Genomic DNA, 26926 nt, shown 5'->3' on the forward strand with positions numbered 1-26926 from the left:
CGCCTGTCCGGAATGAAGCTACTTCCGGGTCTGCTTCAGCCATTTTAAACTTAGATCAAACCAAGTGCCGATGCTTAACTGATCAATTTGATCCGCATCCTTTACGGTTTCGTCGCCGAGTGACATTCCATGCGGACCTTTTTCGTATAGGTGCAGCTCACAAGGCACCTTACACTTGTACAACTGCTCAGCTAGCCCGAGCAAATCGGTCGGCGGAATCACCGTGTCTTCATAAGTTCCCCATATGAATGTTTGCGGCATCTCATTATGGAGATATTGGAGCAAATTCAAGGATTCAATTTCTTCATCGGTTAAGTTTTCCTTGCCTATCAGAATTTCTTGAATACTAGGCCCTCTCATATCGGGCATCAGGCCTTTTTCCATCATTTCAATGATGAAAGCCGGCGTTTCTGTGGACCGTGCCTGAAGGGTGACGGCTGGATACCCTAATATCAGGCGATTCGGCTTGATCTGATCGGACGTTAATCCAATTTCGCTAGTGACTACTGACTTTTGAAAATTTACACCTAAGCTGAGTGCCAGATTACCTCCAGCTGAAAAGCCCACAACCGATATATCATTGGGATCGATCAACCATTTCTGTGCATTCTCCCTGATGATTGACATCGCCTTTGCCAACTCCCGCAAAGCAGTCGGAAAGGGGTTGTCGATCTTGACAGAATAATTTAACACAAATGCTTGATAGCCCGCCCTTGCATAGGCTAGGGCGACCGGCTCTCCTTCGTTTTGCGAGATGACCGTATATCCTCCTCCAGGACAGACAACTACAGCTGGGCGAATCAGATTCTTCCGATCATATTCTCCATCTTCCAGTACATAGGTCGTCAAGGTTGCCTGTGAATGCTCAAAAAGCTTTAGTTTTTCATGTATCAACTTCTACACCTCACTATAATCTCGTATCCCAACGGTCACAAAATGGATCAATAGGACTGATCCCTTTAAACGTCGATCTTCCCATCAGCTTGTCAATGAGCATCGAAAGAGTATAATCATTCACTCCATAAGTATTGATGTATGTTTTGACTCGAGGCACATCCAACAGATGATATGGATTCTCGGTCGATATAAAAATCGTTGGGATCGAGTTTACATAAATCGGCACATTGACACCCATTGGATTCATCCATTCAATTCGTACAGTTGTCTGATTCGATTTGGTTGCCAAATTGCAAAGATAAATGATTAAATCGTATTGCTTGATCATTTCATCAAATGAGCTTTGCAGCCCTTCGTAAATTCCACTGGCCTCAAATCTTGTAACTGTAAACCCCTGCGCTTCAAGCTGCAATTTGAAATCCGGGGCCAGCCCATTGGTCTTGCTGTATCCTAGCGCGTTCGCATCACTCTCAATATCATACAGTAATATGCGGCCAAACTTGGACGGAGATATGGGAAGCACTCCCTGCTCTTCCTTCACCAGCGTGATAGATCGATCAGCGACCTGTTTGGCAATCGCCTGATGATCCGGATGTCTAAGAATCTCTCCAGCCTGCTCCAGTGATGGAACATTATTTTTCTTGTGCAGCTGTAAGGATACTTTTAAGCCCAATATTCTTATGACAGCTTCATCCAATCGTTCCTGAGACAGCCAACCTTTCTCCAACCCTTCCTTCATAAACCGTACATCTTCTTCAAGATTCTTTGTAAATAAGAACATATCGCAGCCATTCTCAATGGCCAGAGGCACCAATCGGTTTCTGGGCATTGGAATATTCATGCCGGCCATTGTTGAAGCATCCGTAATAACCAAGCCATTAAAATTCATTTTCTCCCTAAGCAGATCTTTCAGAATCTCTCTTGCCAGAGATGCGGGAAGAATATCTCCATCTTGAAGCGATGGGTCTAATCTTTTGGAGTAATGCGGCATACAGATATGCCCAATCATAACCGTCATGGCCCCTTGATCGATCAGTTCCTGATAGACCATGCCAAAGGTCTTATCCCATTCCTCCGGGCTCATTGTATTGACTGAAGTCAATAAATGCTGATCCCTCTCATCCACGCCGTCCCCTGGAAAATGCTTTATCGAGGTCGCCATCTGTTCTTCTTGACAACCCTTAACATAAGCCGCCCCCATCGCTTTGACATGTTCAGGATGACTTCCAAAGGTACGGGTATTGGTTATCGGATTTCGGAAGTTATAATCAATATCAATCACTGGGGCAAAGGCGTAATTCGCACCGACCGCTTTCCCCTCTTTTGCACAGATTTTGCCTAACTGATAAGCATATTCGGTATCATTGGTAGCCGAGATCGCCATGTTGGAGCCGATTTTGGTACCATCCGTGGTAATCCCTTGGCCTCCTGCTTCAAGGTTTGCTGCAATTAACATTGGAATTTTTGAGGACGACTGCAGAGTAGATACCGTGCCTATAACACTTTGCTTATCCATGGAGCGGCACATCAGTCCGCCAATCCCAATATCCTGAGTCAAGTGCTTCAAGAATGCCTCATCCTGTTTATATCCAACCATAAAAAACAACTGGCCCAATTTTTCGTCTGTAGTCATCCCCTCAAAGGTTGCTTTTACCCAGTTGAGGTCTTCATTCTGCAAATTAAACGGTTTCTCCCTCAGCTTTTCTATGCTCATACCTTATCCTCCTGCTGGCTATTTCGCATCACTTGTTGATGAAAAACGGCGTTTCATCTTGCCAAATAAACCTTGAATAATATGCTCATTGGTAGTAAGTCCCATGAAAATGACAATAAACATCCCCAGATAAACGGTCTGGATTGCACTATCTATTCCTAATACAACCATGCCGTAAGACAATGCATTCATGCCAATCGCACCAGCAAATATCCCCAGCGCGAGGTTAGTGAACCGGGCCAAGTACAGACCCACAAGTACGGGGCCCATGGAAGAGAACATCAAAAATGTTGAGCTCAGATTATTTGCTGGGGATACAAGTACAGTAGATGTGTTAATCACAGCCGCCAAGCCGAGCAATGCCCCAACAACCAGATAGGTGAACATGATGTTTTTCTTCTCATTAACACCCATATTGACAGCAAGGCGCGGATTCGCAGACAATGACTTTATGTCATAACCAAACTTGGTATAGGTCAAGAGATAGTAAAAGATCGCCATCGTTACGGCCAGTAGAATATATAACCAAGGACTTCTAGCAAAAATCGTTAAGTTGGGATACATATATAGCTGTGTTCCTGACCCGTCATATAAAATTCCGGAAAGCGCCTCATATACCATTACAACACCTAGAGAAACGATGATCGTCGGAACCCTTAACAACAAGTACAGAAAACCTTCAATCGTACTCAGCAAGATGGCTACTCCTATCGTCAGGAAGAGTAACATAGCAGGCCCTAACTCCAGATTGATCGCCAAATTTCCGCCAATGATTCCAGCTAAAATTATAATAATGCCTGGTGCAAAGTCCCATCTTCCTCCTGAGAGCGGGAGGGCAATCGCAAACGCGATAACCGTGGACAATACACTGCCTCTGATAATTCGGTCGAACGCGCCCGCCGATGCATACCCCGTATCACCGGTTATCCATGTAGTTAATAGAATGATTACGTAGACAAGGATAGGGAACGAAAATGTCTTTATTAAATTGAAAATATTAGTGGCTGCTCTGCCTGTCATTGCTGCTCACTCCATTAGATTTGGCTGGGGAGTCCCCCAGCCAAATACGTTATTGTCTCGCTTTCTTAATTTCGGAAATCGTCCGGCTTGTTAACTTTTGGAGCCCTTCCCAGGTTGCCTGATCGTTGTATGTTAACATTTCCTGCTTAAGCTCATCCACGGTCACCGAGCCTTGGGATTTATCCTCTGGAATGACGTAAGCTTTAAAATCAGCGACGTCCTGTACCGATTTGATTGTTGCATAGTTGACTCTTCCGTTCGGCTTCCAATCTGTATATTGGTGCCCGTTAAGGCGATCATAGAGCTGAGCAAAAGCATTGGCGATAATCTGACTGTAGTTGTTGGTTCCCGCCATTAATACTGAATCATTCTCTAGCGCTGCTTCTGTAGAGTCGTTATAACCGAGCGCCAGTACTTTAATATCTGATTTAGTGCTGTTCAGTACAGCTGGGTAAACAAAGTCCATACCGGAGCCTAGAGCAAAAATGGCATCAACATCACCATGATCAGATATGATTTTCGTAACTGCATCTATCGCATCTTGAGGTGCAAATGAATGATACTCAGGCTCATACACATTTGCAGCACTGTCTAACTCCGCCATCTTGTCGCTAAATCCTTGGATGATGACAGGTGCATCCAAAAATGCAAACGCCGGGAACGAAGTAATCGCAACATTTTTTACTCCTGCTTGATTGGCCTGTTCTGCATATACAGCTCCCAGAACGGCAGGATTCTCACCAAACTGCTTAATGCCCCCTACAAAATAGTCGCTCTTCACATTCTCATCCGCTTCACCAAGCACAACAGCATAATAGACACCTGCATCATCTGCAAGATTCAGGCTTTCTTCAAGTGCCGTGTCATAGCCGCTGATAACGGCGTCTACTCCGGAAGCCAACAGGTTTTCCAAACCTGTAATATGCTCCTCCTCACTAGAGCCAATAGTTGCATACTTGAATGTAACATTGAAATTTTGCTCTAAGTAGCTACAATACGACTTAATCTCTTTACCTTGGATGTCGGTATAGTTATACAGCATAACCCCGATCGTTGCGTTTTTCCCTTCATTATTTGCAGAACTACTATTTACGTTATTTTCGCTGCTTTCGTTACTGCCTGTACAACCGGCAAGTACAAAGGTGAACAACAAGACAACAGTAACAAACATTGGCAACCATTTGTTTTTTTTCATAGATTTCCCCTTCTCTCTTTTGCATTCGAAATACAATAATATTATCTTGGCACAACTTCTGAACGCGGCCTTCTAAGCAGGAGAAATACAACTGCCAGGAAGATCACCCCTTTTACTAAAGACACCATTTCTGTAGCCACACCCACCATGACCAATCCGTTATTCAGCAGCACGTAGGTCATGGTTCCGACTATCGCCGAGCTCATTTTGGATTTGCTGCCGCCATTAAGAGCAAGCCCCCCAAGAACAAGAGCCACTATAACATCCATCTCGAGTCCGGCTCCTGTATTCTCACTTATGGTTGATGATCTGGCTAATGAGAACAAGGATGCAAAGCCTACTAGGACTCCTGCAAGGAGATAACCTATGATTTTGGTTTTCTTAATCGACACACCGCTCTGCATCGACGCTAAAGGGTTATCACCAATGGCACGGCTTTGCTTGCCTATCTTCATCCAGTTAAACAAGATCAATCCGATAATTCCAATCACGACTAGAGATATCAAAATAAACGTTTGATTGCGAAAAATATCCATCGCTGATGAATTTTGAAGTTTAATCGCTTCTACGGATGTTGAAACTTTATAGGTGACAATCCCCCGAGAAATAAACATTATGGCAAGTGAAGAGATGACTGACATTAGACCAAACTGAACAGCAATAATGATATTAATGAAATAACATGTTACCGAAACCCCTAGTGCAATTAAAACTGCAACAAAGAAAGGAACACCTGCATTCATTGCGAGAGCTGTGGACATCGAGCTTAGCCCGAGCACGGCACCAACCGAAATGTCCATGCCTCCGTGGGAAAAAACAAACACCAGTCCGATAGAAATGGTATACAACACAGCCAGTTGTCGAATAATCGTCTTGATATTGAAAGGGGTTAGCAGCTTGCCTTCAGTCCAGATCGTAAAAAGAAGAAGTACAAGCAATAGACCCACGTACTGAATTATTGTGTTTTTATGTTTCTTCATAAAAGAAGAGAACAATCTAAACCCAAGTGTGCGAGCACCCAAATCACTGTCCTCTGTCCTTTCTAATGTGTCCACCTAGATTCACCACCTTTCCTGATAGCTCTAAATCATGTGTTCGATAAGTGAGGACTCGTCTAATTCCGGACTTCTTATAAATTCCTTTTTGATCCGTCCATCTTTCATTATTAGTATCCGGTCGCTCATACCGATCAGTTCGGGTAGCTCTTCTGAAATTATCAAGATGGAATATCCTTGCCTCTTAAGTGAATAAAGCAATTGATACATCGTGGCCTTCACGCCCACATCTACTCCACGAGTCGGGCTATCCAAAATGAGGATCCGCGAATCGTTTCCGATCCATTTCCCAAAGGATACCTTTTGTTTATTCCCTCCAGAAAGCTCACCGACAGGCTGATTCATACTGCTAGATTTGATATTAAGCCCTTCGATTTGCTGCTTGGCAAATTTCCTTTCCGACGCTGGCAAGATCATGCCCATGCGGCTAAGTTGATCCAGTGCTGATAGGGTCAGATTTGATTTGATGGATGCGTCCATGATCAAGGTTTCCTGATCCCGATCCTTAGAAACATATCCTACCTTATTCTGAATGGCCGTTTTAATACTCTTCATTGGACTGGGATAGAGCTGATCATGAGGAGCGGTACTATCATTTCCACTTTTCCCGAGTCTCTTCCACCAGGATGTCTTTGGCTTTGAACCGTATACCGTCACTTTCCCTTTAGCTGGCTGCAGATCTCCATACATGATCTTCCCTAATTCATGCATGCCGCTCCCGGACAAACCGCCTACGCCCAATATTTCCCCTTTATGAAGCTGAAGACTAACATCCTGCAAAATACCTGCATTCACGTTCTCCACAGAAATCATAATCTGATTCTCATGTGAGCTGTCCCAGTCGCTGCGGTAATAATCCCCCTCTATCTCTCTTCCAACCAACGATTTTTTGATCATGCTTTCATCAAAGTCCTGGCGATCAATGGTCGTAATTAAATGGCCATCTCGCATCACTGTTAGTGAATCACAGATATCCATCAATTCGGGAAGGTCATGAGAGATAAATAGTACCGCTTTGTTTTCCCGTTTCAATCTCCGCATAATCCGATGGATCATTTCTCTGCCCTCATGCGATAAAGCCGTGGTCGTTTCATCGACGATAAACAGACTGGGGTCATGATAAAGCGCTCTCGCAATTTCAATCAGCTTTCTCTCCTCAAAATTGAGGGTCTGTATAGGTTTGCTTGGATCCAAATGCCCCATATCAATCAACTCAAGCGCCTTTTTTGATTCGCGATGCATGGCACCTCGATCCACAAAGCCTCCTTTCGAGAACCTAGCCTCATCACCCAGAAATATATTTTCTGCTATAGATAGCCCCTGAATCGTCCCCGTTTCCTGTACTATCATCGAGACCTTTTGGTCCCTGGCATCCAGTGTATTACGGGGACGATAAGGGGAACCAAACATAAACATTTCCCCCTGAGTTACTGGAAGCAAGCCGCTGAGCATAGACGAAACCGTTGACTTTCCAGATCCGTTTTCCCCGATTAACCCGCGGATTTCTCCGGAATAAACCTTCATGCTGACCTTATTAACCGCTTTCACGTCACCGAATTTCTTGGTCAAATTTACCGTTTCTATAAACACCTTTTTCTCCATATTGATGTACATCCTTTTCAGCCTGTAATATCGCTTCCTGTACTTCAATATGTTATCATCAAGTCTGGTATAATATAAGTGTATAGATTAACTACTAGAGGGCGTATATTTAACCTTTATAATTGAAATGTTGATAGAAAATCAAAAATAACGGATAGACAATAAAAAAGTGCTGTCTTTTTTACACGCTGTAGATTAAATAATTGCATATCAAGGAGAGACTAAGATGGAATACCGCCATGAAATTATCAATTTCCCTAAAAAGCTTCCCATTAAGTTCTTTTTACATCGAATTGGCGATGTGAATCGTCATTGGCATCAATCTCTCGAATTGATCGTAAATATTAAGGGAACGGTAGAAATAACCGTTGATGGAACCCCATATACATTGACCTCTGGAGACATCATCTTAATTAACTCGAATGAAATCCATGAATTGCATTCGAATGATGCCACCATGATTGCTCTGCAAATCAAAATGGAATTGCTGAATGAAAGCGTACAGGACATGAACAAGCTGTATTTCGACTGTAACTCCGCCGTTTCAGCTGATTCTAGTCGTTTCCAAAATATTAAAAGGATTGTCGCCGAAATATTAAAACACAATATCGGCGCGGATGAATACATTGATCTGAAAAATGCCTCACTGGTTTACGAGCTGATCCATGAGCTATGTACCAACTTCAATAGTTCCAAGAACGGTACAAAGAAGCATTCCCAAGAAAGCTTGGATCGATTGAGTAGAATTCTGGATTACTTGAACAGTAAGTATCGAGAACCGCTTACGCTGCAGTCTGTAGCCAATATAGAGTACTTATCCGTACCTTATTTATCTAAATTTTTTGCCAAGAGCATGGGCGTTTCATTCAAAGACTATCTGAAGCAGGTTCGGCTGCATCATGCAGTCAATGACTTATTCAACGATACCTTAACCATTGACATGATTGCCTCTAATAACGGATTTCCTAATACACGTTCTTTTGTAACCGCATTCCAGAAGAAATTCAATGAACTCCCAAGTGTTTGGCGCAAGAAGCATTCCAGTCAGGTATTGGGCAGTATTGAAGCAACCAAGGAAAAATCGGTCAATTATTATCAGGATGAACCACAATCTTATCATGAAGAAATTTCATTATTCATAGACAAGCATATTGACTATAAACCCGCATCCATCCCGAAACCGAATTACCCTACTCATTCTGCTTCGATTTACATAGACACACAAGTACCTGGCCGGCAGCTTAAGCATACGTTTAAAACTTTTACCGGGGTTAGCAGAGCTAAAGAGGTGCTCTTGGCGGATGTTCAGGAGGCTTTGCGGACTGCGCAGCAGGAAATTGGCTTTACCTACATTAAAATGCATAGTCTGCTGGACGACGATATGATGGTATACAGTGAGGACAGCCAAGGAAGGCCGATCTATAATTTCCGGCTCATTGATAAGGTGATGGACTTTTTGTTATCCATTAGACTCAAGCCGCTGGTGCAATTTTCATTTATGCCGTCACTCCTCGCTAGCGACAAATCCAAAGCCGTATTTTATAAGCAAATTAATACAAGTCCCCCCAATGATATGGAGAAGTGGGATCGTCTCATTACGGATCTGACTCGTCATTTTATGGTGCGCTATGGTATTGAAGAAATTCGCTCATGGCTGTTCTGTGTATGGAACGAACCAAGTTCCTCTAACCATTTATTCGGCTTTTCCGATGACTGGACTTTTTATCAGCTGTATGAGCATACACGCACAGCGGTTAAAAGTGTTGATGCTTCTTTACAATTCGGTGGTCCCGCTGCCTTTTCAACCTATAACAAGAGTGAGGATTGGCTGTTTGATTTTTTATCTTTCAGTAAACAGCAGAACTGTATCCCTGATTTTATTACGGTTCATTACTATGATATTGATTTAGCAAATGCAGGTCTTCACCATCCAATGATGGATAATCAGTTGTACCTCAGCCCAGTTACAACTTCATTCCAGCAATTTATTGACCGCTTGCAGAACGGATTACAGCATTTAGAGCTTGGGCATCTTCCGGTTTTTATGACGGAATGGAATTCAACGGTTTCGCACAAGGATTTAGTGAACGATACCTGCTTTAAATCTGCCTATATCGTCAAGCATGTGATTGAGAACTACGACCGTCTGGATGCTTTTGGGTATTGGCTCTTAACCGACCTGCATGAGGAGAACCTACTACCTTCTTCTTTGTTTCACGGCGGCCTTGGCATGTTTACTTACAATCAAATTAAAAAACCGGCCTACCATGCCTTTTCTTTGTTGAATAAGCTCGGAAATTCGTTGGTTGCGAATGGGGATGGTTTCATGATAACAAGGTCTCTGGAGGGCTATCAGATTATTCTTCATAATTATCATCATTATGACGAGATGTACGCGAAAGGAATCTCACTTAGTATTTCCTACAGCGAACGGTATTCCCATTTCCCGCGAAAATCAAAACGGGAGTTCCAATTCAGCCTGTCTAATATGGAGGGGGACTACATCATTACCCATCATTACGTCAATCCCGAACATGGCAGCGCCTTCGATCAAGAGGTGCGAATGGGGATCTCACTGGACTATTCGGATGAAGAGGTCAATTATTTGAGGAGTCTTTCCATCCCCAAAATAGAAAAAGAACAAGTAAGCTGTTCTGGCACTCTACTCTTACACACCGTTTTGGAACCATTTGAAATCCGTCTCATTGAAGTGAAGCGGTTTATGGGTAGAGGGTAACCGCTAGACTAGAATAAACAGATACGCTAGTCGCCTAGGTATTTCCTATTCTGTAGAGCATACTGTATCAAGATGACCTTCAAGCAGGGCGTAAAGCCGCGATCGCATTGCCGATCAACGCAGATTTCAAAACGTTTGGCACATTTGATGGTTATCGTTTACACCAATATTCCTTCCCCGTTGGAAGAGCAGACACCTACTATTTTAAAGATGGATTTTGTACTTTTGTACAAATTAAAGATGGCAAAGCAACTGCAATCGGACAGCTGTTTCGGGAACGAAGAGAACCTTCTCAAGCAGCAGGGAATGTTTCACCGGAAATGAGTTTAGATACTGATCGGATCATGGATCCTTACAACGATGGTAATGTTATCTTTACTTCCCCTACAACCTTTTAATAGTTCAACACTTATCTAATGGATTTATAGTAGTTAGTTTCTGCCGCCAAGAAAGAAGTGTAAATTTAAATGGATTTCATGTCGTTAGAAGAAGGAAATTGTCAATCATGTAATGGATTCTTGATTATAGATGCAGAAAATCCATCTAATCCCCTTAAGCATTCGTTTTGAGCATAATTAGTTACATGAAATCCATTTAGTGTACGTCAGCATAATGTTTAACAGCTTAGTGTGTACGACAACTAAGTATCCGGCAGCTTTTTTAAGAGGAGCTAAAGAATATGGGATGCCTCCCCTATTCTGTCCTACAGTCACTAGGGATTTTCCTTTTTTTAATTCCTGGTCAAGTATAAATTGTCCCTCTGACTCCATTCTGTTAAGCGCCTCTTCCAAGGAGATCTCCTTCTCTTCAACCTTTTTTATTTCAAGCTGCTCTAGCTCTCCATATTATCAAGTCTTTTTCATATTCTAACCTGTAGCAATAGAACAAAACTTTATTGTAATGATTAAAACTTGTAAATCTCGCGATCAATATTACATAATAATTAGTTGTTTTAAAATGAATTTAGCAGCACATGGAAACTTTTTTCTGACATCCCTTGTATAGGTAGGTGAGGGGGGATGAAATTGAGCGATAGTTTGTTAATACAACGACTTAAGAAAAACGATGACAAAGCAATAGAAGAACTCATTACTAAATACGGTCAATACACTGCGGCCATTGTTTATGGAGTTGGCGGTTCAGCATTAAATGCTGAGGATGTCGAAGAGGTTGTATCCGATGTTTTTTATGCCATTTGGAAAAGTAGGCACAAGATTGTGCAAATAGAGTCATTAAAGCCATACTTGGCACAAATCGCGCGGAACATGACCAGAAATAAATGGAGGATTGTGAAGAATGACCAGCCGTTGGATGATGAACTCTCAATAGTGAATTCCCCAACAGCTGACGAAGCACTCATTCAGAAAGAGAGCATCGCAACTATTAAGAAGTTGATCGCTACATTGAAGCCTCCAGACAACGATATCCTCCACGCTTACTATATCTGGAATTATAAACTTGAGGATATTGCCCTGATGTACAAACTTCCCTTGTCTACGGTGAAGTCGAAAATTTATAGAGGTAGGAGAACAATCGTCCAATATTTTGAAGAGGGAGGTATCGAGTATGGTCAATAATAGTCATGACGCAGGGATTCCTGAGATTAATCTGAATAGGATAAAGAGTTTAACAATGAGTAAGATACAACGGGATAAGAAGAGGCGTAAGGTGTTTGCGTTCAAGAACAGATTCACCAAAGTTGCCTGCGTGATAGTAGCTGTTTTTGTGATTACAACAGGGAGCGCAGCATACGCGTTTAATGCAGAAGGTATACAAAATATAATCAGCAAAATAACAGGTATTCAACAGTCCAAAGTTCTTACGTTGGGAGAAGCTATTTCAAACAAGGATTATAAGTTGGAAGTCCATGAGATTGTGACAGATTCAAGCATTGGTTATGTTGTTGTATCCATTGAGGCGTTAGGCGAGTCAAGCAAAGAACATTTTGACAACTATCGATTTCCTAACTATAAAACCCCTTATATTGGTATCGACTATGGTGTATCAGAACTAGATGAATATAGAGAGCCGTTCATCAGATATTATAAAATAGAGCTCTCGGGCCCATCTAAACTCCAAGGCATTAGCAACGACGGTAATCTTCGATTTTCTCTTGATGGAATGGAAACACCCATTAAGGTTTCACTGTCGCCTACTGTAGATCGTATCGGTATGGACATTACGGAAGATACTACGAATGGGTACCAGTATCAATTCAACAAGCTTTTTCTGTCAGAACTTGGGCTGTCTTTCGAAGCCGTAGATATAGATACGAATGTACGGGAATATGACTATAAAATCGAGTTGCTGTTCAATAACGGAACGAAGGAGTTGTTGCTGCAGCAAAAGAACCATCTATTCGAAAGCGGCTATTTACTCAGTAGCAGGGGAGGTTATACTAATGGTTATAAAACAGATATGTTTATACACTTCTCCAAGACGCTTCCGTTGAATACAATAAAGCAAGTGATTATTAATGATATTGCATTTAATGTTGATTAACCGCTCTGAACGATGCGATGCATTAATTCTGCTTGTATCCGAAACCGATGCAACTTCTTTTTGTATCGGAGGCAATTTGTATTCTTCTCCTCAGCTTAACATTTCAATGTTGATATTAATGATAAAAAATAGAACTTCCATTAAAGCGGAAGTTCTATTTTTTATTTTTTTCTTATTCAACTAACACCCCCGTTAGTTGAAGAGTAACACTAATAACCACTCTATTAACGAACATTACGATATGAAAACAACCAAGCAGAAATCATTAATAGTAATACTACCCAAGAAAATTGAACCGCTAGTCCCGACCATTTGTCTAAGTAGATATTTATTGCAGATATTGAAAAAAGATTCATTGTAGCCAGAGTAGGTAAAAATTTGGCCAACTGAAAAAAAGAAAACAACATGTGGCTAAGTCCCAATGCAAGCGGGAGCATGATAGCGACAGGTGCTATAAGCGATTTTGTAATAATAGATAAGGCAGAGGTGATCCAAGCTAATTGAATCCAACTAAGTAGGACAAGAGAAATACTTCCAAATACCCGTACTATGAAAGTACCTGTCCATTCCATATCATGTTGAAAATAAAGAACGATTAAACCAAGTACACTTGAAACTATTCCTGTAAACACTACAATGATCGTCATGTTGATAAATTTCGAACATAGTAATTTTAATCTTGATGGTTGTGTGAGAAGTGTTGTTCTTAGAGCAGCGTGCGAATATTCTTGTCCAAAATAACCTGCACTGGCAACAATAATTGCTGGATGACCTAAATAGAGGGCTTGCAAGCAAAGAGAAAGGATTTCCTGCTCTTGCCCTACCTTTGGTGTATCGGATGTTAATAAATAGAGTAAGGGAACGATAATAGCTCCAACTGCACCTAGAACACACCAACCATAAGAAAAAAATTTAGTTTTCTCACTACAGAGTGCAGCGTACATCAATATTTTCCTCCTACATCACTACGAATAAAAGCGTAATAAGACGTGATTAAAGCTAATGTCACCCATATCAGCAGTACGATACCGCCCTTTAATGGATCATGTTCATAAGGGTCTGTTGGTGAAGCAACTAGAAGAAGACTTGCAGCCACAGGAAAATACTTCCCCCATTCCCATCTTTCAACTAAATAAATCCCAATAATGTAAAACTGAGGAATAAAAAAAGCAGTAGGTATTATAGCATTTCTAAAGAGCACTCCGATTCCAAAAGAAAGTAGGGTTAGTATAATCCAAACCAGCACTGAATAGCCAATAAACTGCCAAGCTATTGTACTTAAATAAAATGGATGTAATCCTAGTTCCCCCAAACCAAGATGTGTGATAGAAGTTGTAGCATAAATCGCTACAAATGATATGAATGCACTGCATATTAAAAGTGCGAGTACTTTCGCACAAAACACCTTAATACGACTACTTTGACATAGTAAAGTTGTACGTAAGTGATGATGTTTATATTCACTTGCCCCTATCATTCCTCCAAAGATAACCATCCATAATAACCCAAATGTCACTACAGAAAATCCTATATAGTCCACGGGAGGTAAAGCTACTGCTAATTGCGGGTGAGTTTCTGGTGTCGCGTCTAAACCAATCTGAAGATAGCTTTTTGCTGCGATAAGTGCGAGTAAGGGTTGAATAACGACAACTAAAGCACAAATGACCCACCAAACCCTACTTGAACAAATCTTTATCAGTTCAAATCGTATAGTTCTAGAAAAATTGTTCATCTTATGCCCCACCTTCTGTAAGAGAAAAGAACACATCCTCCAATGACTCCAGATTCTTCATAACATCTTGAAGCTCACCCGTTGCTATTATTCTCCCATGATGAATAATAACTACATCGTCCGCCACAGCTTCCACTTCAGAAAGAAGATGGGATGACAACAAAACAGTCTTTCCCATGTCTGATTGCTGACGAATAAATGTTCTAAACCAGCGAATTCCTGTGGGATCAAGTCCATTGGTCGGTTCATCAAGAACAAGATATTGCGGGTCTCCCAGAAGAGCTGCGGCAAGTCCAAGGCGTTGTCCTTCCCCCAGCGATAATGTTCCCAGCCTCGCTTTGCTTTTTTCTGATAAACCGACGATTTCCAATACTTCGGACACACGACGGAAAGGGATGCTATTGCTTTGTGCTGTGATGTTCAGATGGGTTTTTACTCTTCTAGAAGGTGTACCTCCAATACCGTCAAATGCGGCTCCTACCACTTTCAATGGCGTATCCAATGTTACATAGTTCTTTCCGCCAAAAGTTGCCGTTCCTGTTGAACGATCAAGTCCTAACAAAATACGAAGTGTTGAGCTTTTTCCTGCACCATTTGGTCCAAGAAAAGCTGTGATTCTCCCTTGTTTGGCTTCAAATGACACATCCTTCAATATATCTTTTTCTCCGTGTCGCTTACATAGCTGTGATATAACAATATTGTTTGTAGTATTCGTCAATATAATATCTCCTCCGAAGAATATTTGTTTTAATAATAGTCCTATTTTAAAACTATTTATCTTTTGTGTAACAAACCGCAAGTTATATGTAATTATCGACATAATTTCTATGCTGATCTAATAATTGGATATAGGGAACAGGATCTTTTATACTAATAATGATAATGTCTAATTAAACTGGTTATGGAAGAGGTTGTAGTGGTGGACGTGGTAAGGGAGTGAAACGATGGTAATCAAAGTTGCTATTTGTGATGATGTTCCTGTAATTGCAAAAGCTATCGAAGATTTAATGTTAGAATATGACTCCTCGTTATTTGAAATTGATATATTCTATGATCCATTTCGTTTAATTAAATTACTTGAAGAAAATACATATGATTTGTTTATTTTAGATATTGAGTTTCCTAATCGATCGGGAATAGAGATTGCCGAGACCATTAGAAAGAACAATTATACTTGTCCGATTATTTTTCTTACCAGTTTTAAAGAATATATGGAGAAGGTTTTTAAGGTTAACACGTTTGATTACATTTTAAAACCCGTAACAAAAGACAAACTATACCCTGTCTTGAATCGCGCTATTAAATATTTAGATTTAGATGATTCAAAATTTATGTTTACCTTTAACAAAGTTTTTTACAGTCTTTCTTTTAGTGAAATTATTTACTTTGAAAAAAATAAAAGGAGCGTACTTATTCACACGCCCTCTGAAATATATGAAACGATTCTTCTCACAAAGACTCTATTATCCAAAGTTAATGATGATTTTGTACAGGTGCACACTTCGTTTATTGTTAACGCTAGACATGTAAAACAAATTAGTACTAATACAATTACTGTTAATTTAAATGGTACGCGGACGGTTGAAATACCAATGAGCCGCAAATTTAAAGATCAAGCTAGAAAGCAAATTTTGATGAGATTAAGGGACTTCATATCATGAGTGATATGTTTATTGCATTATTCAACTTTGTTGTTAACTTGTTGCTGGTCAATCATTTTTTTTCAAATCATTCTTTACGGAAACTGTTTTCTCTAGAAAACATGCTTATTGCTCTCTTGGCACTTTTGCTTCCCGTATTTGTGCTATCTAGTCAACAATTGAACACTTTTATCCATATCATCTTTACTGCTTTATTGTTTCTACTTGTTGCAAAAAGAAATCAGATCGATATGAGAAAAGAGTCTAATTGGTTCATTTTCCTATTATCATTATTTGTAATTTGTGATTCAGTTGCGTTATCTCTTCCTAAAGTGATATCGCGATCAGAAGATGATGTATTAAATTTAATCTTTATCGCTGGTGGAGTAGGTATTGCAATAATTTTTAAACTAATGACGGTAGCTATCCTAAAAATAGTCGTTCTTCAAAAGCGTGAACTAAAGCGACCAGTCAACATCTTTCTTTTAATGTCACTCATTTCTATACCCATAATATCGGTATTTATGTTAGGTACTACTGTAGTATCCGAAATAGATTTCATAACTCATCCTAAATTAATTTATGTATTGATATCTGCATGTATTATTTATATGAATATTTGCATACTGCATCTTTATTTTATACTTGGAGGATATTTCAAGAAGCTTGCAGAAACTACAACTCAGAAAATGGTGTTTGAATCAGAATTGAAGTTTTTTAAACAACTTAAGCATTCACAATCTAAACTATATTCCATGAAGCATGACTTAAAAAACCAATACATCGTTCTAATGGGGATGTTAAGTCAAGGAGATACTGCTGGGGCTGAAAAATATCTTCAAAATTCGATACAGAAAATCGAACATATTGATTATTTTTTTACAAATAACTATGTGCTAAATTATCTTCTGAATGAAAAAAAATCGATTGCTGAAAGCATCGGCATAACTTTAAACGTTAAATCTCTACTTCCTGAAAAAATTAATTTAGATCATGATATTTTGGCAGTTGTGCTAGGAAATTTAATCGATAATTCCTTAAATGCAGTCGGACGCTTATCTGATTCTAAAGAAAAAGAGATTTCACTTCTTATCAAACAATTTGATAATAACCTGCTTATAGAAATTTCAAATGTATTTGATCTTGTCGAGCTTAAAACTCGAAAGAATAGACAATTCGAGGGAATTGGAATTAAAAATGTGAAAAGAATTGTAGAAGAGAATGGCGGAATCTATAACCAATGGATTCAAGATAATCAGTATATCGTAAGTATACTTTTACTTAATGTATACGATCAAGAAGATGGAGAATAGAAAAGCGTTGCATTCTGCAATAAAGTATAACGAACTATTTGTTCTTCTGCTTTGCAACTTGCATACCGCCGATGATAAGCATGATGACAAGTTGTAGATGACGAAAATAGTCGTGAAAAAGCACCTTCAACCTGTATCTTTGGCCGAAAGTGCATAAAATGGTTCTTAATTCGGAGAATTGAAATTCGCCCCGACTTGAAGCGCTTCTTGGCCCCGAGTACCTTGCCCCTCCTCCCGTCTGTTCAATGCTTCCTAAGAATTGCCTGCTTCCTTTGTTCCCAGCGTTTTTGTTCATCTGGTAAATTCATAGTACTGTATAGATGGATGATTTCCTCGTAAGCCTCCTCATGGTCTACTTGATACTTCAAAATATTTGTCCAATAATGAATGGCTTGCAGATTTTCGCTACGTTCCATACATTTATTTGCCATCCAGTAATTAAGCTCTACCAATTGTTGCTCGGCTATCTCCCGTAATTGAATGATCCAATCGTCATACATTCCTGGCAGCAGCGCATGAACAGAGCTAAGTAGAGTTTCGCCCAATACGAAGCGGATCTCCTCATTCTTCTCATTGTAGGCCAAACGAAGGGCAAGGATGAAGTCTATAAAATCACATTTTACTTTATATTGAAGCTGCACATTTCCCTGATGAAATTTCAAACAGGGGGTGGGAATGAATGGAACTTGTATCGTGTTGTTAAGGTGGTTCAGATATACCTTTAGGTTATTTAATGCTTTAGCGATCGGAACATCGGGGAACAAAGCATCGCATATTTGCTCTCTTGTCGTGATGGGATGAAAGATTAAATAGACAAGCAAACGCTTTGCATGGCGTTGATTCATCCCTTCTTTTATCGAATAGCCGCCAATACTTACCTCGAACTGATTGATCAGGTTAACCTCTAGCATGGGAGCTGCTTCATATTTATGGTGTTGTACAAAAAAGTTGCGATAGGCCATTTCAAATTTAGAGTGAACATCATTTTGATTTTCTTTCCTCGGGTGAAGCTTAAATTGGATATAGTAATCGATCCATTGTGCTGTCATATCAGGTTGCTCTAAAAAGAACAGGAACGATGCATTGGGCATTATCAGTTGTGTATAGTGCTCCAGAGAAAACGATAACATATTGGCTAATTCTGAGGATGTAATGGCATCTTGATCCCCCGTAATGGTAAGTGTAGGGACAGAGATTTGAGTCAGATCATTCAACAAAGGCGATTGCATCGTCATGACCGACAATTGGGCGAACACATGGTCAGGTAACTGAGCTAGTACATGAAAATACTGAACTAACCCATGATCTCCTTCCTCCAAAGAGGTGTATAAACGAAGTAAATCCCGAAAAGGAGCTAGATCATCGGTATTGCCAGTTTTGACTGCTTGCTTAATATGTGGGAATGCCTGTCTCAGAAGCTGATATGGGTAATTGTTAATATGCATAAAGGGTAAGGAAAGCAGGATAAGGGAATTCACGTAAGCAGCATACTTACTTGCAAAATGAACAGCAAGATGGGCTCCTAACCCATGAGCTACGAGATGAAACCTTTCAATTTCAAGATGCTGGATCAGTTCATGCAGGTCTTCTGCCATCAGCTCCCATCCAAGATCGGGGCTTTCTTGAGCACTTTGTCCATGCCCCCGTAAATCATAGATTACAATCTGGTAGCGATGTTGCAAATGGGTAAGCATAGGTTCCCATAGAGAAGAATCCATAGCAAAGCCATGGATCATGATGATTGTTTCGGCGTCTTTATTTCTCGCAGCATGAATTTCGTAATACGTTTTAAGCTGGTTCATTGTCAAAAAAGGCATGGTTCCTGCCCTCCTCATAATGAGCTGTTACCAAATTGTTACGTCGCTTATAGTAAACTATTTCGGAAAACAATTCAATTACAAGACCAGCGGGCAATCCGTAGTTGTTGGTTGGAAGATAAGGTTTCATTACAACTGGAAAGGAATAAAAAGGGTGAAGGAAAGGATGCAAATACATCGAAAAAAATGGTTCAATGCTATCATGGCTGCCTAATTTTCATGAAGATACGTAATGGACTTATTCTTTAGTAACCGTGAAGAAGACCATATACCAGTAACAATAACAAGAAGACATAACGGTAAGGTAGACACAATGAGTGTCCAGTCAAAGAACATTGGAAAATTAACGATACCGAAATTGACTAAAATTTTATTCAGCATAGTAGGGAATCCGGCTGTTCCTAATACTAGTCCTATTATTGCTCCTATCCATGCTATAATCAATGTACTGATTACAAGTGAGGCTCTTAATTTCGATGAAGTCATTCCTAAAGATTTATAGATGGCAAGTGTTCGGCTCTCTTTCTTGACATTGATTCTTCCTACACTACTTGCAATTCCAAAAATCGCCAGGATCAAGAATAGTCCCATAATAAGCATAGGTAGCAAAAGAATATTTTGTGCTTGTGAGAAGGTTTCGCGAACTAAGGTTTTTTGTGCTGCTACATAAACTGCATCTCCATATTTTTTGCCCATTTCTTGAGCAAACTGTTCATCTGATGTGCCTGGAGTAATATTAATCAAGTAGAGGGAGCCCGAAGCTTCCGTGTTAACATTGATCCCTTCCAATGTACCTGAGTTTACTCTCGCCGATACCGACATATTAGTAATGGCTTGATAGACCCCAACGACAGTATATGCTTTCTTTTTTCCCTGAATAAATACTTCTATCGAATCTCCTACACCTTTATGAGTTATCTGAGAAACCTTAGCTCCGATTGATATTTCACCAGCATTTTGAGGATTGCGACCAGCGATATTTTCAAATCCTAAAGCATCCATATTCCCACCAGCTGAAGTAATATAAATACCTGTTTGAGGCGTTTCTGAATCACTGGCAGACTCTCCTGGAATGACTCCATATACGCCACTCATATTATGAATACTCGCAACTCTCGGGTCTTCTTTTAAATCAGCAATTAATTGCTCTTTAGATAATTTATCCTTATTAAGAATTTCCAAGCTAATATCAGCGTTATCGTATCCCCATTCTGGTGGATTCATGGAAGCAATACTCGTCATAAAGAGAACTCCACCGATTAATACGGAAGTCGTAATAATCGTCATACATAATAATAATAGAGAGCTGCCTTTATTTTCTCGAAGTCTTTTTAATGAGATAACAAATACTGGCGACAGTTTATCAAGCAAGCTTGGCTGATTGGGTTTTGTATGCTTATGAGAAGTGGACTTGGCCTGGTTTTCTTCTGATCTGCCATATCGTATAGCTTGTGCTGGCTTTATTTTTCTGGCTCCTCTAGCAGATAAATAAGACACCAGTAAGATCAATGTCAGAACAATTCCTCCTCCAATTAAACCATATAGAGGAAAATCTATGCCTGTTACAAAATCATTGGTTTTCAAATATGAAAGCGAAAGGGAAATAATTGTCTTAGAGAAGAAATAACTGAGGACAACACTTGGAAGAATTGCCAGAACTGCTATTATTCCGTACTGCATTACATATAGAGCAACCGTTTGATTCCCTGTAAACCCCAGTGAACGTAAAACCCCTATATTTTTATAATTTGATAACACAGCATCCGAAATAATAAATGCAATGGTATATAGTGCGATCATGATCATTACAGCTGCCAAGAAGATCATAATCGAGCTTACAATCTTACCTATAATCAGATAAAAGGCAGATATACCATTGTAATCCGTTATTGTTTCTAAAAAGGGGGCTCCGAAGTCTTGCTCAAATTGCTGCCAATAGCTTTGAGAAGTCTCAAGGTTATCAAACCGAAGCCCCATAATCGCTTTTTCTGACGCTCCCTGTCCCGCCATATTTGTCTTGTAATCTTCGCTATTCATCCAAATGCGTGCAGTGACCGTAAACGGTTGACTATAAGGGACGTCGATTACCAGGGCAGATACTCTATAATTGAACACCTTTTCATCTGTCTTAATCCCGAACTGGTCACCTACAGTAATTCCTTTAGAATAAGCTAATGAAGTGGGTATCCATATTTCTCCTTTTTTTGGTGATGCCGCTTCTTCTCCTGTTGCGAATATAAGCTGATCTACTTTGCTTTGTCCGGGTGAATTTCCTGCATTGGTTAAATAAAGGCTTATATTGGAGACTTCTTGAGCGTTATGAGTGAAGGTGGAGAAACTATGATATCGAAATACCTGTGAGGTTTCCACACCATTCTGCTGCTCCCACCAATCGTGGACAACATCGGGATTGTATAATCCATTTTCAAAGTTTAATAGCTCTTGAGAGCCATTGACCTGTGTATGAATTTTTTGAAATACATTACCTGTGTTATTCAGAACTGTAATTGACGTTGTTATCAGAAGTGTAGAGAGAAAGATCAGGATCGCTATACTTATATTTTGAACTTTCTTTTTTCTAAGCTGTGAAAAGCAAAGTAGCAAGGTGGCCTTCATAATGACTTACTCCCTCCTCGAAATAAAAGAGTAGATTTGCCGTTCTCTTTCTGCTGTCACTTCAGTTGTATATTTCGGAAGCTCCAGCATACCGCCAATGCTCCCATCCTTTATGAAGATTAGACGATTTGCTCGGCAGGCAGCCTTTAGATCATGCGTCACCATCACAATAGACTGCCCTTCTTGATTTAACTCCGTCAAAATATCCAATATTATTTTACCCTGATTTACACTTAATGCCCCTGTAGGCTCATCAGCAAAGAGTACTTCAGGAGAGTTCACCAAAGCCCTGGCTATAGCAGCTCGTTGCTGTTGTCCTCCCGAAACTTCGGAAGGCATTCGGTTTTTTTGATGAATGATATCCATTCTTTCCATCAATGAAATTACCTTTGCTCTTAGCTGCTCTTTAGGCGTTTTAGCGATATGCCCAGGAAATGCGATGTTTTCGTAGATCGTAAGATCAGGAATAAGGTTGATGGACTGATAAACAAACCCTAGCTGTGTAGTACGAAGCTCAGAAAGCATTTTTTCAGAGGCCCCCTCCATCAACTGCCCTCTAAATAAAATCGATCCAGAAGAAGCTTGATCCAGTCCACTAAGCAAATATAAAAGCGTAGACTTTCCTGACCCAGAGCTCCCCATAATTACTGTAAAGTCACCTCTATAAATTTCCAAATCTATGCTCTGAGTTGCCTCAAACAGCTCTCCTCCACTGTTATACACCTTTGATAACTTTTGTGCAGCCAAGAGTATATTTTTGCTAGAGCGCTTCCCTTCAGGCGCTAATATGTTCATCATGATAAACCCCTCCTATCTATTTTTGATCTCCCTCTGCTCAAGTGCTACATCCCCAAGCTCTGATGACAATGCAATTAATGGACCCTCATTTCCAGACTCCATAGCATTAGACAAATCGAGTATTTCCTTTCCCAGAGTAGCTCTCAAATCAGTTTGAAATTTTGCTGGGGCTTCACTTACTGTCACTGCTACATTGCCATACTTTGCTCTTGCTTCAATCCCTTTAGTAATGGTGCGGAAGTGTGCTTTAATATCACCAATTTCGGTAGTGCCCAGCAGCTCCCCTTCCAGATTTGCTGTTGTAATATTGCCATTCACCGCTCCCAGCTTAGTGTTCAGCGTTTGAATATCTTCAACATGGATGTTAGCAGTGATCGTCTGCACTTGAATGGTATGATACTGTTTGCGGGGTAATTGAATCTGAAGTTTATAGCTGCCATCTGTAAAAGATAAATATTTTTTTTGTTCTTTCTGTGTTGCATTTACTGTTACAATGTCACCATTTTGGCTCACATCAAGGGAATAGTCGTCAAGCCATTTTCGTTCTGTTTTTCCTTTCATGGTGACTCGGATTTCCGATCCATCAAAAGGGATAATATTAACATCGCCCACATTAGATTTCACCTCAACCGAAGCAATATCTGCAGCAGCGACTGCCTTTGCTAAATTAATTTCCACTAAATTAAAAGGAGAAGCTTTAAAAAGAAATAGAATAACATTTGCCACCAATGCTATACCAATCAAAGCCACTGCCCATATCATAATTTTTTTTCCTCCAGGTTTCATTTCGATTCCCCCCTAATCCATTCCCGATTTATATTCAAATATGCAATCATTCCTCTATAACCCAAGGTAGTAAGTTTGATGCCCCCCAATAGGATAATTAACCCAAAACCTACAAGGCCTATAGCAGTTGGTAATTTAATTGCGAAATCTGCTGTAAAACCATCTTGTATAAGTAATAACAAGGGGGATAGCAATAAATAAACTGAGCCAATAAACAACGCTGCTATAACTACAATGCCTGCAATAAAAGGTACAAGCACACCTAGAAGATTTACTATTCCTAAGCCAAGAGTTGCTAGTACTGCCTTATACAAGTTGTTAAACGAAGGCTGATTCTCTGCCTTAGTAATTTTGTACTGAAGTATAATCTCCTGTGCAATAAGCTTAGGATTCCCTAACTTTTGCGCAATCTCATTCTCTGAACGCCCTCTTAGTTTTGCATTCTCAAAATGCTCTTCATACTCCATCATGATTTCATTTTGTTCATCTTTTGGCAGCTTTCTAATATTGTCTGCAATAGTGGTTAGATAGTCTTTCTTACTCATTGGTAGTACCCCTCCCTTCAATGATCATCTCCATACGATTAGAGAAACTGTTCCATTCGTTAACTAGATCTTCTTTCATTTGCATTCCTTTAGGTGTCAGCTTGTAATATTTCCTTGGTGGGCCCTCTGTAGATTCCATAAGATAGGTCGAAAATACCCCCTCCTTTGTTAACCGTCGTAGTAATGGATAAATGGTTCCTTCAGAGACTTCAAAATTTAAAGAAATTTCCTCGACCAGTTCATAGCCATATCGGTCTTTTCGTGCAATCATACTTAGTACACAAAGCTCCAGGGCACCTTTCTTAAATTGAATATTCATTTTAATCACCATCACTTTGTACAGTACTGAATATTGTAAGGTACTAAAATTATAATAATACACATTCCACTATTTTGTAAATATGATAATAAATAAAACAATCATGGTTTTTCCGCCGCAACCCCAAAACGCCTATTAAAATAGGCCAAGCAGAAATCTCTGGCTGACCTGATAATATGAAAAGCCCCCCGTTATCGGGAGGCTTGCGAAAATCCTTGTTATGCCGTGCAAGTACTCTTGTGTAAATTATAGCCGTTTAGCATAAGGTAACATGGACCCGAATTTCTCCATTCATTAATGTGTAAGTATACCTCACAGATTAGGCTCTCCGTTTTATCAAACGAAATTTTGCAGTTATCGCGTTGCAAATGCTCTTACAATCATCGCGGCGGCTTCTGCCCGTGTTGCTTCTCCCTGTGGCTGAAGCTTATCGGCCGTGATTCCTACCAAAATTCCGTTAGCAATGGCCGTGTTTATATCTTCTTGTGCCCATTTCGAAACGGACTCTGCATCTTTGTACGTCATTTTTGCAGAAGCAGGTTTTAATTCCAATGCCTTCACAAGCATCACGGCCATCTGCTCGCGTGAAATGCGATCGTTTGCTCCAAATTGCTTATCGGAGTATCCACTTACGATCCCTTTTTCGTGCGCCGCAGCAATATAATTACGGGCCCAATGGTTGGCTGTATCATCAAATCTTTTACTACCTTCGAGTGGCTCCAATCCGAGTGCACGTACAAGTAAGGTTGTAAATTCTGCCCGGGTCACCTTTTGATTCGGAGCAAACGTTCCATCCGGCAAGCCATGGATGATCCCCTGTTCCACCAACTGGACTATAGCACTCTCCGCCCAGTGCCCTTTAACGTCAGTCGGTTGCTTACCTTTCGAAGCTTCCTCTCCTTGCTCATAGGCGGCGCGGCTTGTATCTAAGAAAATCCCGATAATCGTCGGCTCAGCAACCTCTCCGGAAACTGTCTTATCGGTTTGGTTGACTACCGGGTTGCTTAGTTCTTTCCACTTGCCTTCTTTTGATGACCACTGATAAAGGACAAGTTGCGACCATTCTTGGGCAGTTAACGTGGAGGAAACCTTCAGCGTAATCTGTTGTGCTTTGTTCCAAGAAACGAATTTATCCGTGCTCAGCTTATACGCTTCTTCTAAAAATCGCACACTGGCAGGATAGGTCGGTAAATCTGTACCTGTTATTTGTTCAACAGTCAATGTGACATCTTCGGAGATTGAATCCGGCAGCACTTTTACCGTTATCGCTCCAGACGTCACGACTCCACCGTTCGCTTTTGAAATCTTTTGTTTAGCCGTTGCTTTATCTGTCGTTGTCGGAATTCCTCCGCCACCACCAAAAACTGAACCACCCGAACCCGAACCTGAACCTGGGGGATTTACTTTCTGGTCATCATAGGCTACAAAAGTGGTAAAATGCTTCGTCCAAATGACGAGATCTTTGCCGACATTGATTTTTGCCTCTCCATTACCATTTATCTCTCGACTAGCTGTCTCCAACGTATCCGCAGAAAGTTCCTGATCTATTGGGTGGAATTTACCTTGCTTAATGTAGCCCGTTTTTCGGCCTGCTTGCCCAGGAATGACAAGTCTTACTGGCTGATCAAAAAGCAGTTCCTGATCGCTAAGTCCGACTTCGATAACAGTAAGTATAGATGTTGCACCGGCAACCGATACGCTGTTGTTCGGTCTGACTGCAGGCAGCATAATGCTTCCATCCCAATTAGCTGCCCCACTGATTAGAGTTCCTTTGGGAACCAACATCTCAACTTGACCGGCAGGCGTTTGCATTTCCGCTTTAATTAGCGGTGATGTGGCCACCTTCAAACTCTCATTCACTTGTTGAGCATCATATTGCAACTTGCTATTGTCCGCTAGGTTCGTTACCGTTACGGTAAATCCATCTTTTCCAACCGGTATCGTTTGGTGGGGATTGTTAATTTCTACTTTTTTATCATGTACTGTGACGGGTATTCGTGCCCACTCTATTTGGTCTAGCGAGTGGACGGTAATCATCGCCGTACCTCCCCCTACTGCTGTGACTTCCCCTTCCCGGCTAACCTCTGCTACCTTTTCATTGGTGCTCGACCAGAGCAATGTATTGAAGGTAGCGTTTGTCGGTACAAGGGTTGGTCGCAGTTTGGCGGGCTGATCGCCAACGGTAAGAACGAGCCTTTCCGGATTAACGATTATAGAGGTAATCGGTATGAAGTCAATTTTTGTAAGTGAAAAATCCTTGTTTGATAAGTTGTTGTAATAGGCTGCCGTTGGTGTGAAATCTGTGATGAGGTTGCCCGATAAGTACAGGGTGTAAAGATTTTTCAAATTACTTAATGCTTCAATTCCCGTAATTCGGTTCTTACTTAATTCTGCGGTCCACAGCATCGTCAAATTCGCCAACGGTGTAATATCTTCGATCTGATTATTACTCAATATTAGATATCGCAATTCGCTGAGTTGGCTTAGCACATCGATATGCTTAATCTGATTATCTGCTAAGTCGAGGGTTCTTATATTCGTAAGCTTCCCTAATACACTTATATCTTCTATTTGGTTATCACCCAGGTTGAGAGTCTCTATTTTTTTCAACTGTTCCAAACGTGTAATATCTTTTACA

At 40.4% G+C, this 26926-nt stretch carries 22 protein-coding genes; 6 read left to right on the forward strand and 16 right to left on the reverse strand.

Going from position 1 to position 26926, the window contains the following annotated elements:
* Window positions 1-18: 18 nt before the first annotated feature.
* Genes G358_RS0113050 through G358_RS0113075 form a run of 6 tightly spaced genes read right to left on the reverse strand, consistent with a single transcriptional unit; the run spans window position 19 to window position 7483 of the window.
* Window positions 19-894, reverse strand: coding sequence for an alpha/beta hydrolase (locus G358_RS0113050; protein WP_019637678.1), 876 nt, complete (start codon window positions 892-894; stop codon window positions 19-21).
* A 13-nt stretch (window positions 895-907) separates the two neighbouring features.
* Window positions 908-2611 carry a glycoside hydrolase family 3 protein gene (locus tag G358_RS0113055; protein WP_019637679.1) on the reverse strand — a complete coding sequence of 568 codons (1704 nt, stop codon included), beginning with the start codon at window positions 2609-2611 and terminating at the stop codon, window positions 908-910.
* 18 nt (window positions 2612-2629) lie between these two features.
* Window positions 2630-3631 carry an ABC transporter permease gene (locus G358_RS0113060; protein ID WP_019637680.1) on the reverse strand — a complete coding sequence of 334 codons (1002 nt, stop codon included), beginning with the start codon at window positions 3629-3631 and terminating at the stop codon, window positions 2630-2632.
* Between the two features lie 49 nt (window positions 3632-3680).
* The gene (locus tag G358_RS0113065; RefSeq protein ID WP_019637681.1) at window positions 3681-4826 is read right to left on the reverse strand and encodes a sugar ABC transporter substrate-binding protein; all 1146 of its coding nucleotides are present in this window, start codon (window positions 4824-4826) and stop codon (window positions 3681-3683) included.
* Window positions 4827-4867: 41 nt separating this feature from the next.
* Window positions 4868-5881, reverse strand: coding sequence for an ABC transporter permease (locus G358_RS0113070; protein ID WP_019637682.1), 1014 nt, complete (start codon window positions 5879-5881; stop codon window positions 4868-4870).
* A 27-nt stretch (window positions 5882-5908) separates the two neighbouring features.
* The gene (locus G358_RS0113075) at window positions 5909-7483 is read right to left on the reverse strand and encodes a sugar ABC transporter ATP-binding protein (RefSeq protein WP_019637683.1); all 1575 of its coding nucleotides are present in this window, start codon (window positions 7481-7483) and stop codon (window positions 5909-5911) included.
* 226 nt (window positions 7484-7709) lie between these two features.
* Here G358_RS0113075 and G358_RS0113080 point away from each other — a divergent pair, with 226 nt between their 5' ends.
* From G358_RS0113080 to G358_RS0113100, 4 genes are all read left to right on the forward strand, one after another.
* Window positions 7710-10220, forward strand: a complete 2511-nt coding sequence (locus tag G358_RS0113080; RefSeq protein ID WP_019637684.1) for a GH39 family glycosyl hydrolase — start codon at window positions 7710-7712, stop codon at window positions 10218-10220.
* Between the two features lie 107 nt (window positions 10221-10327).
* Window positions 10328-10618: a hypothetical protein gene (locus tag G358_RS0113085; RefSeq protein ID WP_240480017.1), complete on the forward strand. Its 291-nt coding sequence runs from the start codon at window positions 10328-10330 to the stop codon at window positions 10616-10618.
* Window positions 10619-11245: 627 nt separating this feature from the next.
* Complete coding sequence (locus tag G358_RS31715; protein ID WP_019637687.1) at window positions 11246-11797, forward strand: RNA polymerase sigma factor; 552 nt, start codon at window positions 11246-11248, stop codon at window positions 11795-11797.
* Window positions 11787-12722 (forward strand): DUF4179 domain-containing protein, encoded by a 936-nt coding sequence (locus G358_RS0113100; protein WP_019637688.1) that lies wholly within the window; start codon window positions 11787-11789, stop codon window positions 12720-12722. The genes G358_RS31715 and G358_RS0113100 overlap by 11 nt, the downstream gene beginning before the upstream one ends.
* 224 nt (window positions 12723-12946) lie before the next feature.
* Here the strand turns inward: G358_RS0113100 and G358_RS0113105 are convergent, their stop codons facing one another.
* The 3 genes from G358_RS0113105 to G358_RS0113115 are packed head-to-tail and all read right to left on the reverse strand — an operon-like array spanning window position 12947 to window position 15172.
* A complete protein-coding gene (locus G358_RS0113105; RefSeq protein ID WP_019637689.1) occupies window positions 12947-13666 on the reverse strand; it encodes an ABC transporter permease in 720 nt (239 codons plus the stop codon).
* Window positions 13666-14454 (reverse strand): ABC transporter permease, encoded by a 789-nt coding sequence (locus G358_RS0113110; RefSeq protein ID WP_019637690.1) that lies wholly within the window; start codon window positions 14452-14454, stop codon window positions 13666-13668. Before G358_RS0113110 ends, G358_RS0113105 begins: the two co-directional genes overlap by 1 nt.
* A 1-nt stretch (window position 14455) precedes the next feature.
* Window positions 14456-15172 (reverse strand): ABC transporter ATP-binding protein, encoded by a 717-nt coding sequence (locus G358_RS0113115; protein ID WP_019637691.1) that lies wholly within the window; start codon window positions 15170-15172, stop codon window positions 14456-14458.
* Window positions 15173-15398: 226 nt separating this feature from the next.
* Here G358_RS0113115 and G358_RS0113120 point away from each other — a divergent pair, with 226 nt between their 5' ends.
* Together G358_RS0113120 and G358_RS30115 are read left to right on the forward strand one after the other, a co-directional pair.
* Window positions 15399-16115, forward strand: a complete 717-nt coding sequence (locus G358_RS0113120) for a LytR/AlgR family response regulator transcription factor (protein ID WP_019637692.1) — start codon at window positions 15399-15401, stop codon at window positions 16113-16115.
* Entirely contained in the window at window positions 16112-17407 is a 1296-nt protein-coding gene (locus G358_RS30115) for a sensor histidine kinase (RefSeq protein ID WP_019637693.1), read from the forward strand. Before G358_RS0113120 ends, G358_RS30115 begins: the two co-directional genes overlap by 4 nt.
* Before the next feature lie 242 nt (window positions 17408-17649).
* Here G358_RS30115 and G358_RS0113130 read toward each other — a convergent pair whose 3' ends face one another.
* The 7 genes from G358_RS0113130 to G358_RS0113165 all read right to left on the reverse strand — a co-directional run.
* On the reverse strand, window positions 17650-19224 hold the full coding sequence (locus G358_RS0113130) for an alpha/beta fold hydrolase (protein ID WP_019637694.1): 1575 nt from the start codon (window positions 19222-19224) through the stop codon (window positions 17650-17652).
* A gap of 210 nt (window positions 19225-19434) precedes the next feature.
* Window positions 19435-21840 (reverse strand): ABC transporter permease, encoded by a 2406-nt coding sequence (locus G358_RS0113140; RefSeq protein ID WP_019637696.1) that lies wholly within the window; start codon window positions 21838-21840, stop codon window positions 19435-19437.
* A gap of 6 nt (window positions 21841-21846) precedes the next feature.
* Window positions 21847-22638, reverse strand: coding sequence for an ABC transporter ATP-binding protein (locus G358_RS0113145; protein ID WP_019637697.1), 792 nt, complete (start codon window positions 22636-22638; stop codon window positions 21847-21849).
* A 12-nt stretch (window positions 22639-22650) separates the two neighbouring features.
* Window positions 22651-23424, reverse strand: coding sequence for a DUF4097 family beta strand repeat-containing protein (locus tag G358_RS0113150; protein WP_019637698.1), 774 nt, complete (start codon window positions 23422-23424; stop codon window positions 22651-22653).
* Window positions 23421-23969: an HAAS signaling domain-containing protein gene (locus G358_RS0113155; RefSeq protein WP_019637699.1), complete on the reverse strand. Its 549-nt coding sequence runs from the start codon at window positions 23967-23969 to the stop codon at window positions 23421-23423. The genes G358_RS0113150 and G358_RS0113155 overlap by 4 nt, the downstream gene beginning before the upstream one ends.
* Window positions 23962-24288: a PadR family transcriptional regulator gene (locus G358_RS0113160; protein ID WP_019637700.1), complete on the reverse strand. Its 327-nt coding sequence runs from the start codon at window positions 24286-24288 to the stop codon at window positions 23962-23964. The genes G358_RS0113155 and G358_RS0113160 overlap by 8 nt, the downstream gene beginning before the upstream one ends.
* A gap of 354 nt (window positions 24289-24642) precedes the next feature.
* The coding region (locus tag G358_RS0113165) for an S-layer homology domain-containing protein (protein ID WP_019637701.1) at window positions 24643-26926 on the reverse strand (2284 nt) is incomplete at its 5' end.

Origin of the sequence: Paenibacillus fonticola DSM 21315 (assembly GCF_000381905.1) — a bacterium.
GTDB lineage: Bacteria > Bacillota > Bacilli > Paenibacillales > Paenibacillaceae > Fontibacillus > Fontibacillus fonticola.

Coding starts and splice junctions, on each gene's coding strand:
- G358_RS0113055 (WP_019637679.1), bottom strand. CDS start 2,611: ATGAGCATAGAAAAGCTGAGGGAGAAACCGTTTAATTTGCAGAATGAA.
- G358_RS0113060 (WP_019637680.1), bottom strand. CDS start 3,631: ATGACAGGCAGAGCAGCCACTAATATTTTCAATTTAATAAAGACATTT.
- G358_RS0113065 (WP_019637681.1), bottom strand. CDS start 4,826: ATGAAAAAAAACAAATGGTTGCCAATGTTTGTTACTGTTGTCTTGTTG.
- G358_RS0113075 (WP_019637683.1), bottom strand. CDS start 7,483: ATGGAGAAAAAGGTGTTTATAGAAACGGTAAATTTGACCAAGAAATTC.
- G358_RS0113080 (WP_019637684.1), top strand. CDS start 7,710: ATGGAATACCGCCATGAAATTATCAATTTCCCTAAAAAGCTTCCCATT.
- G358_RS0113100 (WP_019637688.1), top strand. CDS start 11,787: ATGGTCAATAATAGTCATGACGCAGGGATTCCTGAGATTAATCTGAAT.
- G358_RS0113105 (WP_019637689.1), bottom strand. CDS start 13,666: ATGTACGCTGCACTCTGTAGTGAGAAAACTAAATTTTTTTCTTATGGT.
- G358_RS0113110 (WP_019637690.1), bottom strand. CDS start 14,454: ATGAACAATTTTTCTAGAACTATACGATTTGAACTGATAAAGATTTGT.
- G358_RS0113120 (WP_019637692.1), top strand. CDS start 15,399: ATGGTAATCAAAGTTGCTATTTGTGATGATGTTCCTGTAATTGCAAAA.
- G358_RS30115 (WP_019637693.1), top strand. CDS start 16,112: ATGAGTGATATGTTTATTGCATTATTCAACTTTGTTGTTAACTTGTTG.
- G358_RS0113130 (WP_019637694.1), bottom strand. CDS start 19,224: ATGCCTTTTTTGACAATGAACCAGCTTAAAACGTATTACGAAATTCAT.
- G358_RS0113140 (WP_019637696.1), bottom strand. CDS start 21,840: ATGAAGGCCACCTTGCTACTTTGCTTTTCACAGCTTAGAAAAAAGAAA.
- G358_RS0113145 (WP_019637697.1), bottom strand. CDS start 22,638: ATGATGAACATATTAGCGCCTGAAGGGAAGCGCTCTAGCAAAAATATA.
- G358_RS0113150 (WP_019637698.1), bottom strand. CDS start 23,424: ATGAAACCTGGAGGAAAAAAAATTATGATATGGGCAGTGGCTTTGATT.
- G358_RS0113155 (WP_019637699.1), bottom strand. CDS start 23,969: ATGAGTAAGAAAGACTATCTAACCACTATTGCAGACAATATTAGAAAG.
- G358_RS0113160 (WP_019637700.1), bottom strand. CDS start 24,288: ATGAATATTCAATTTAAGAAAGGTGCCCTGGAGCTTTGTGTACTAAGT.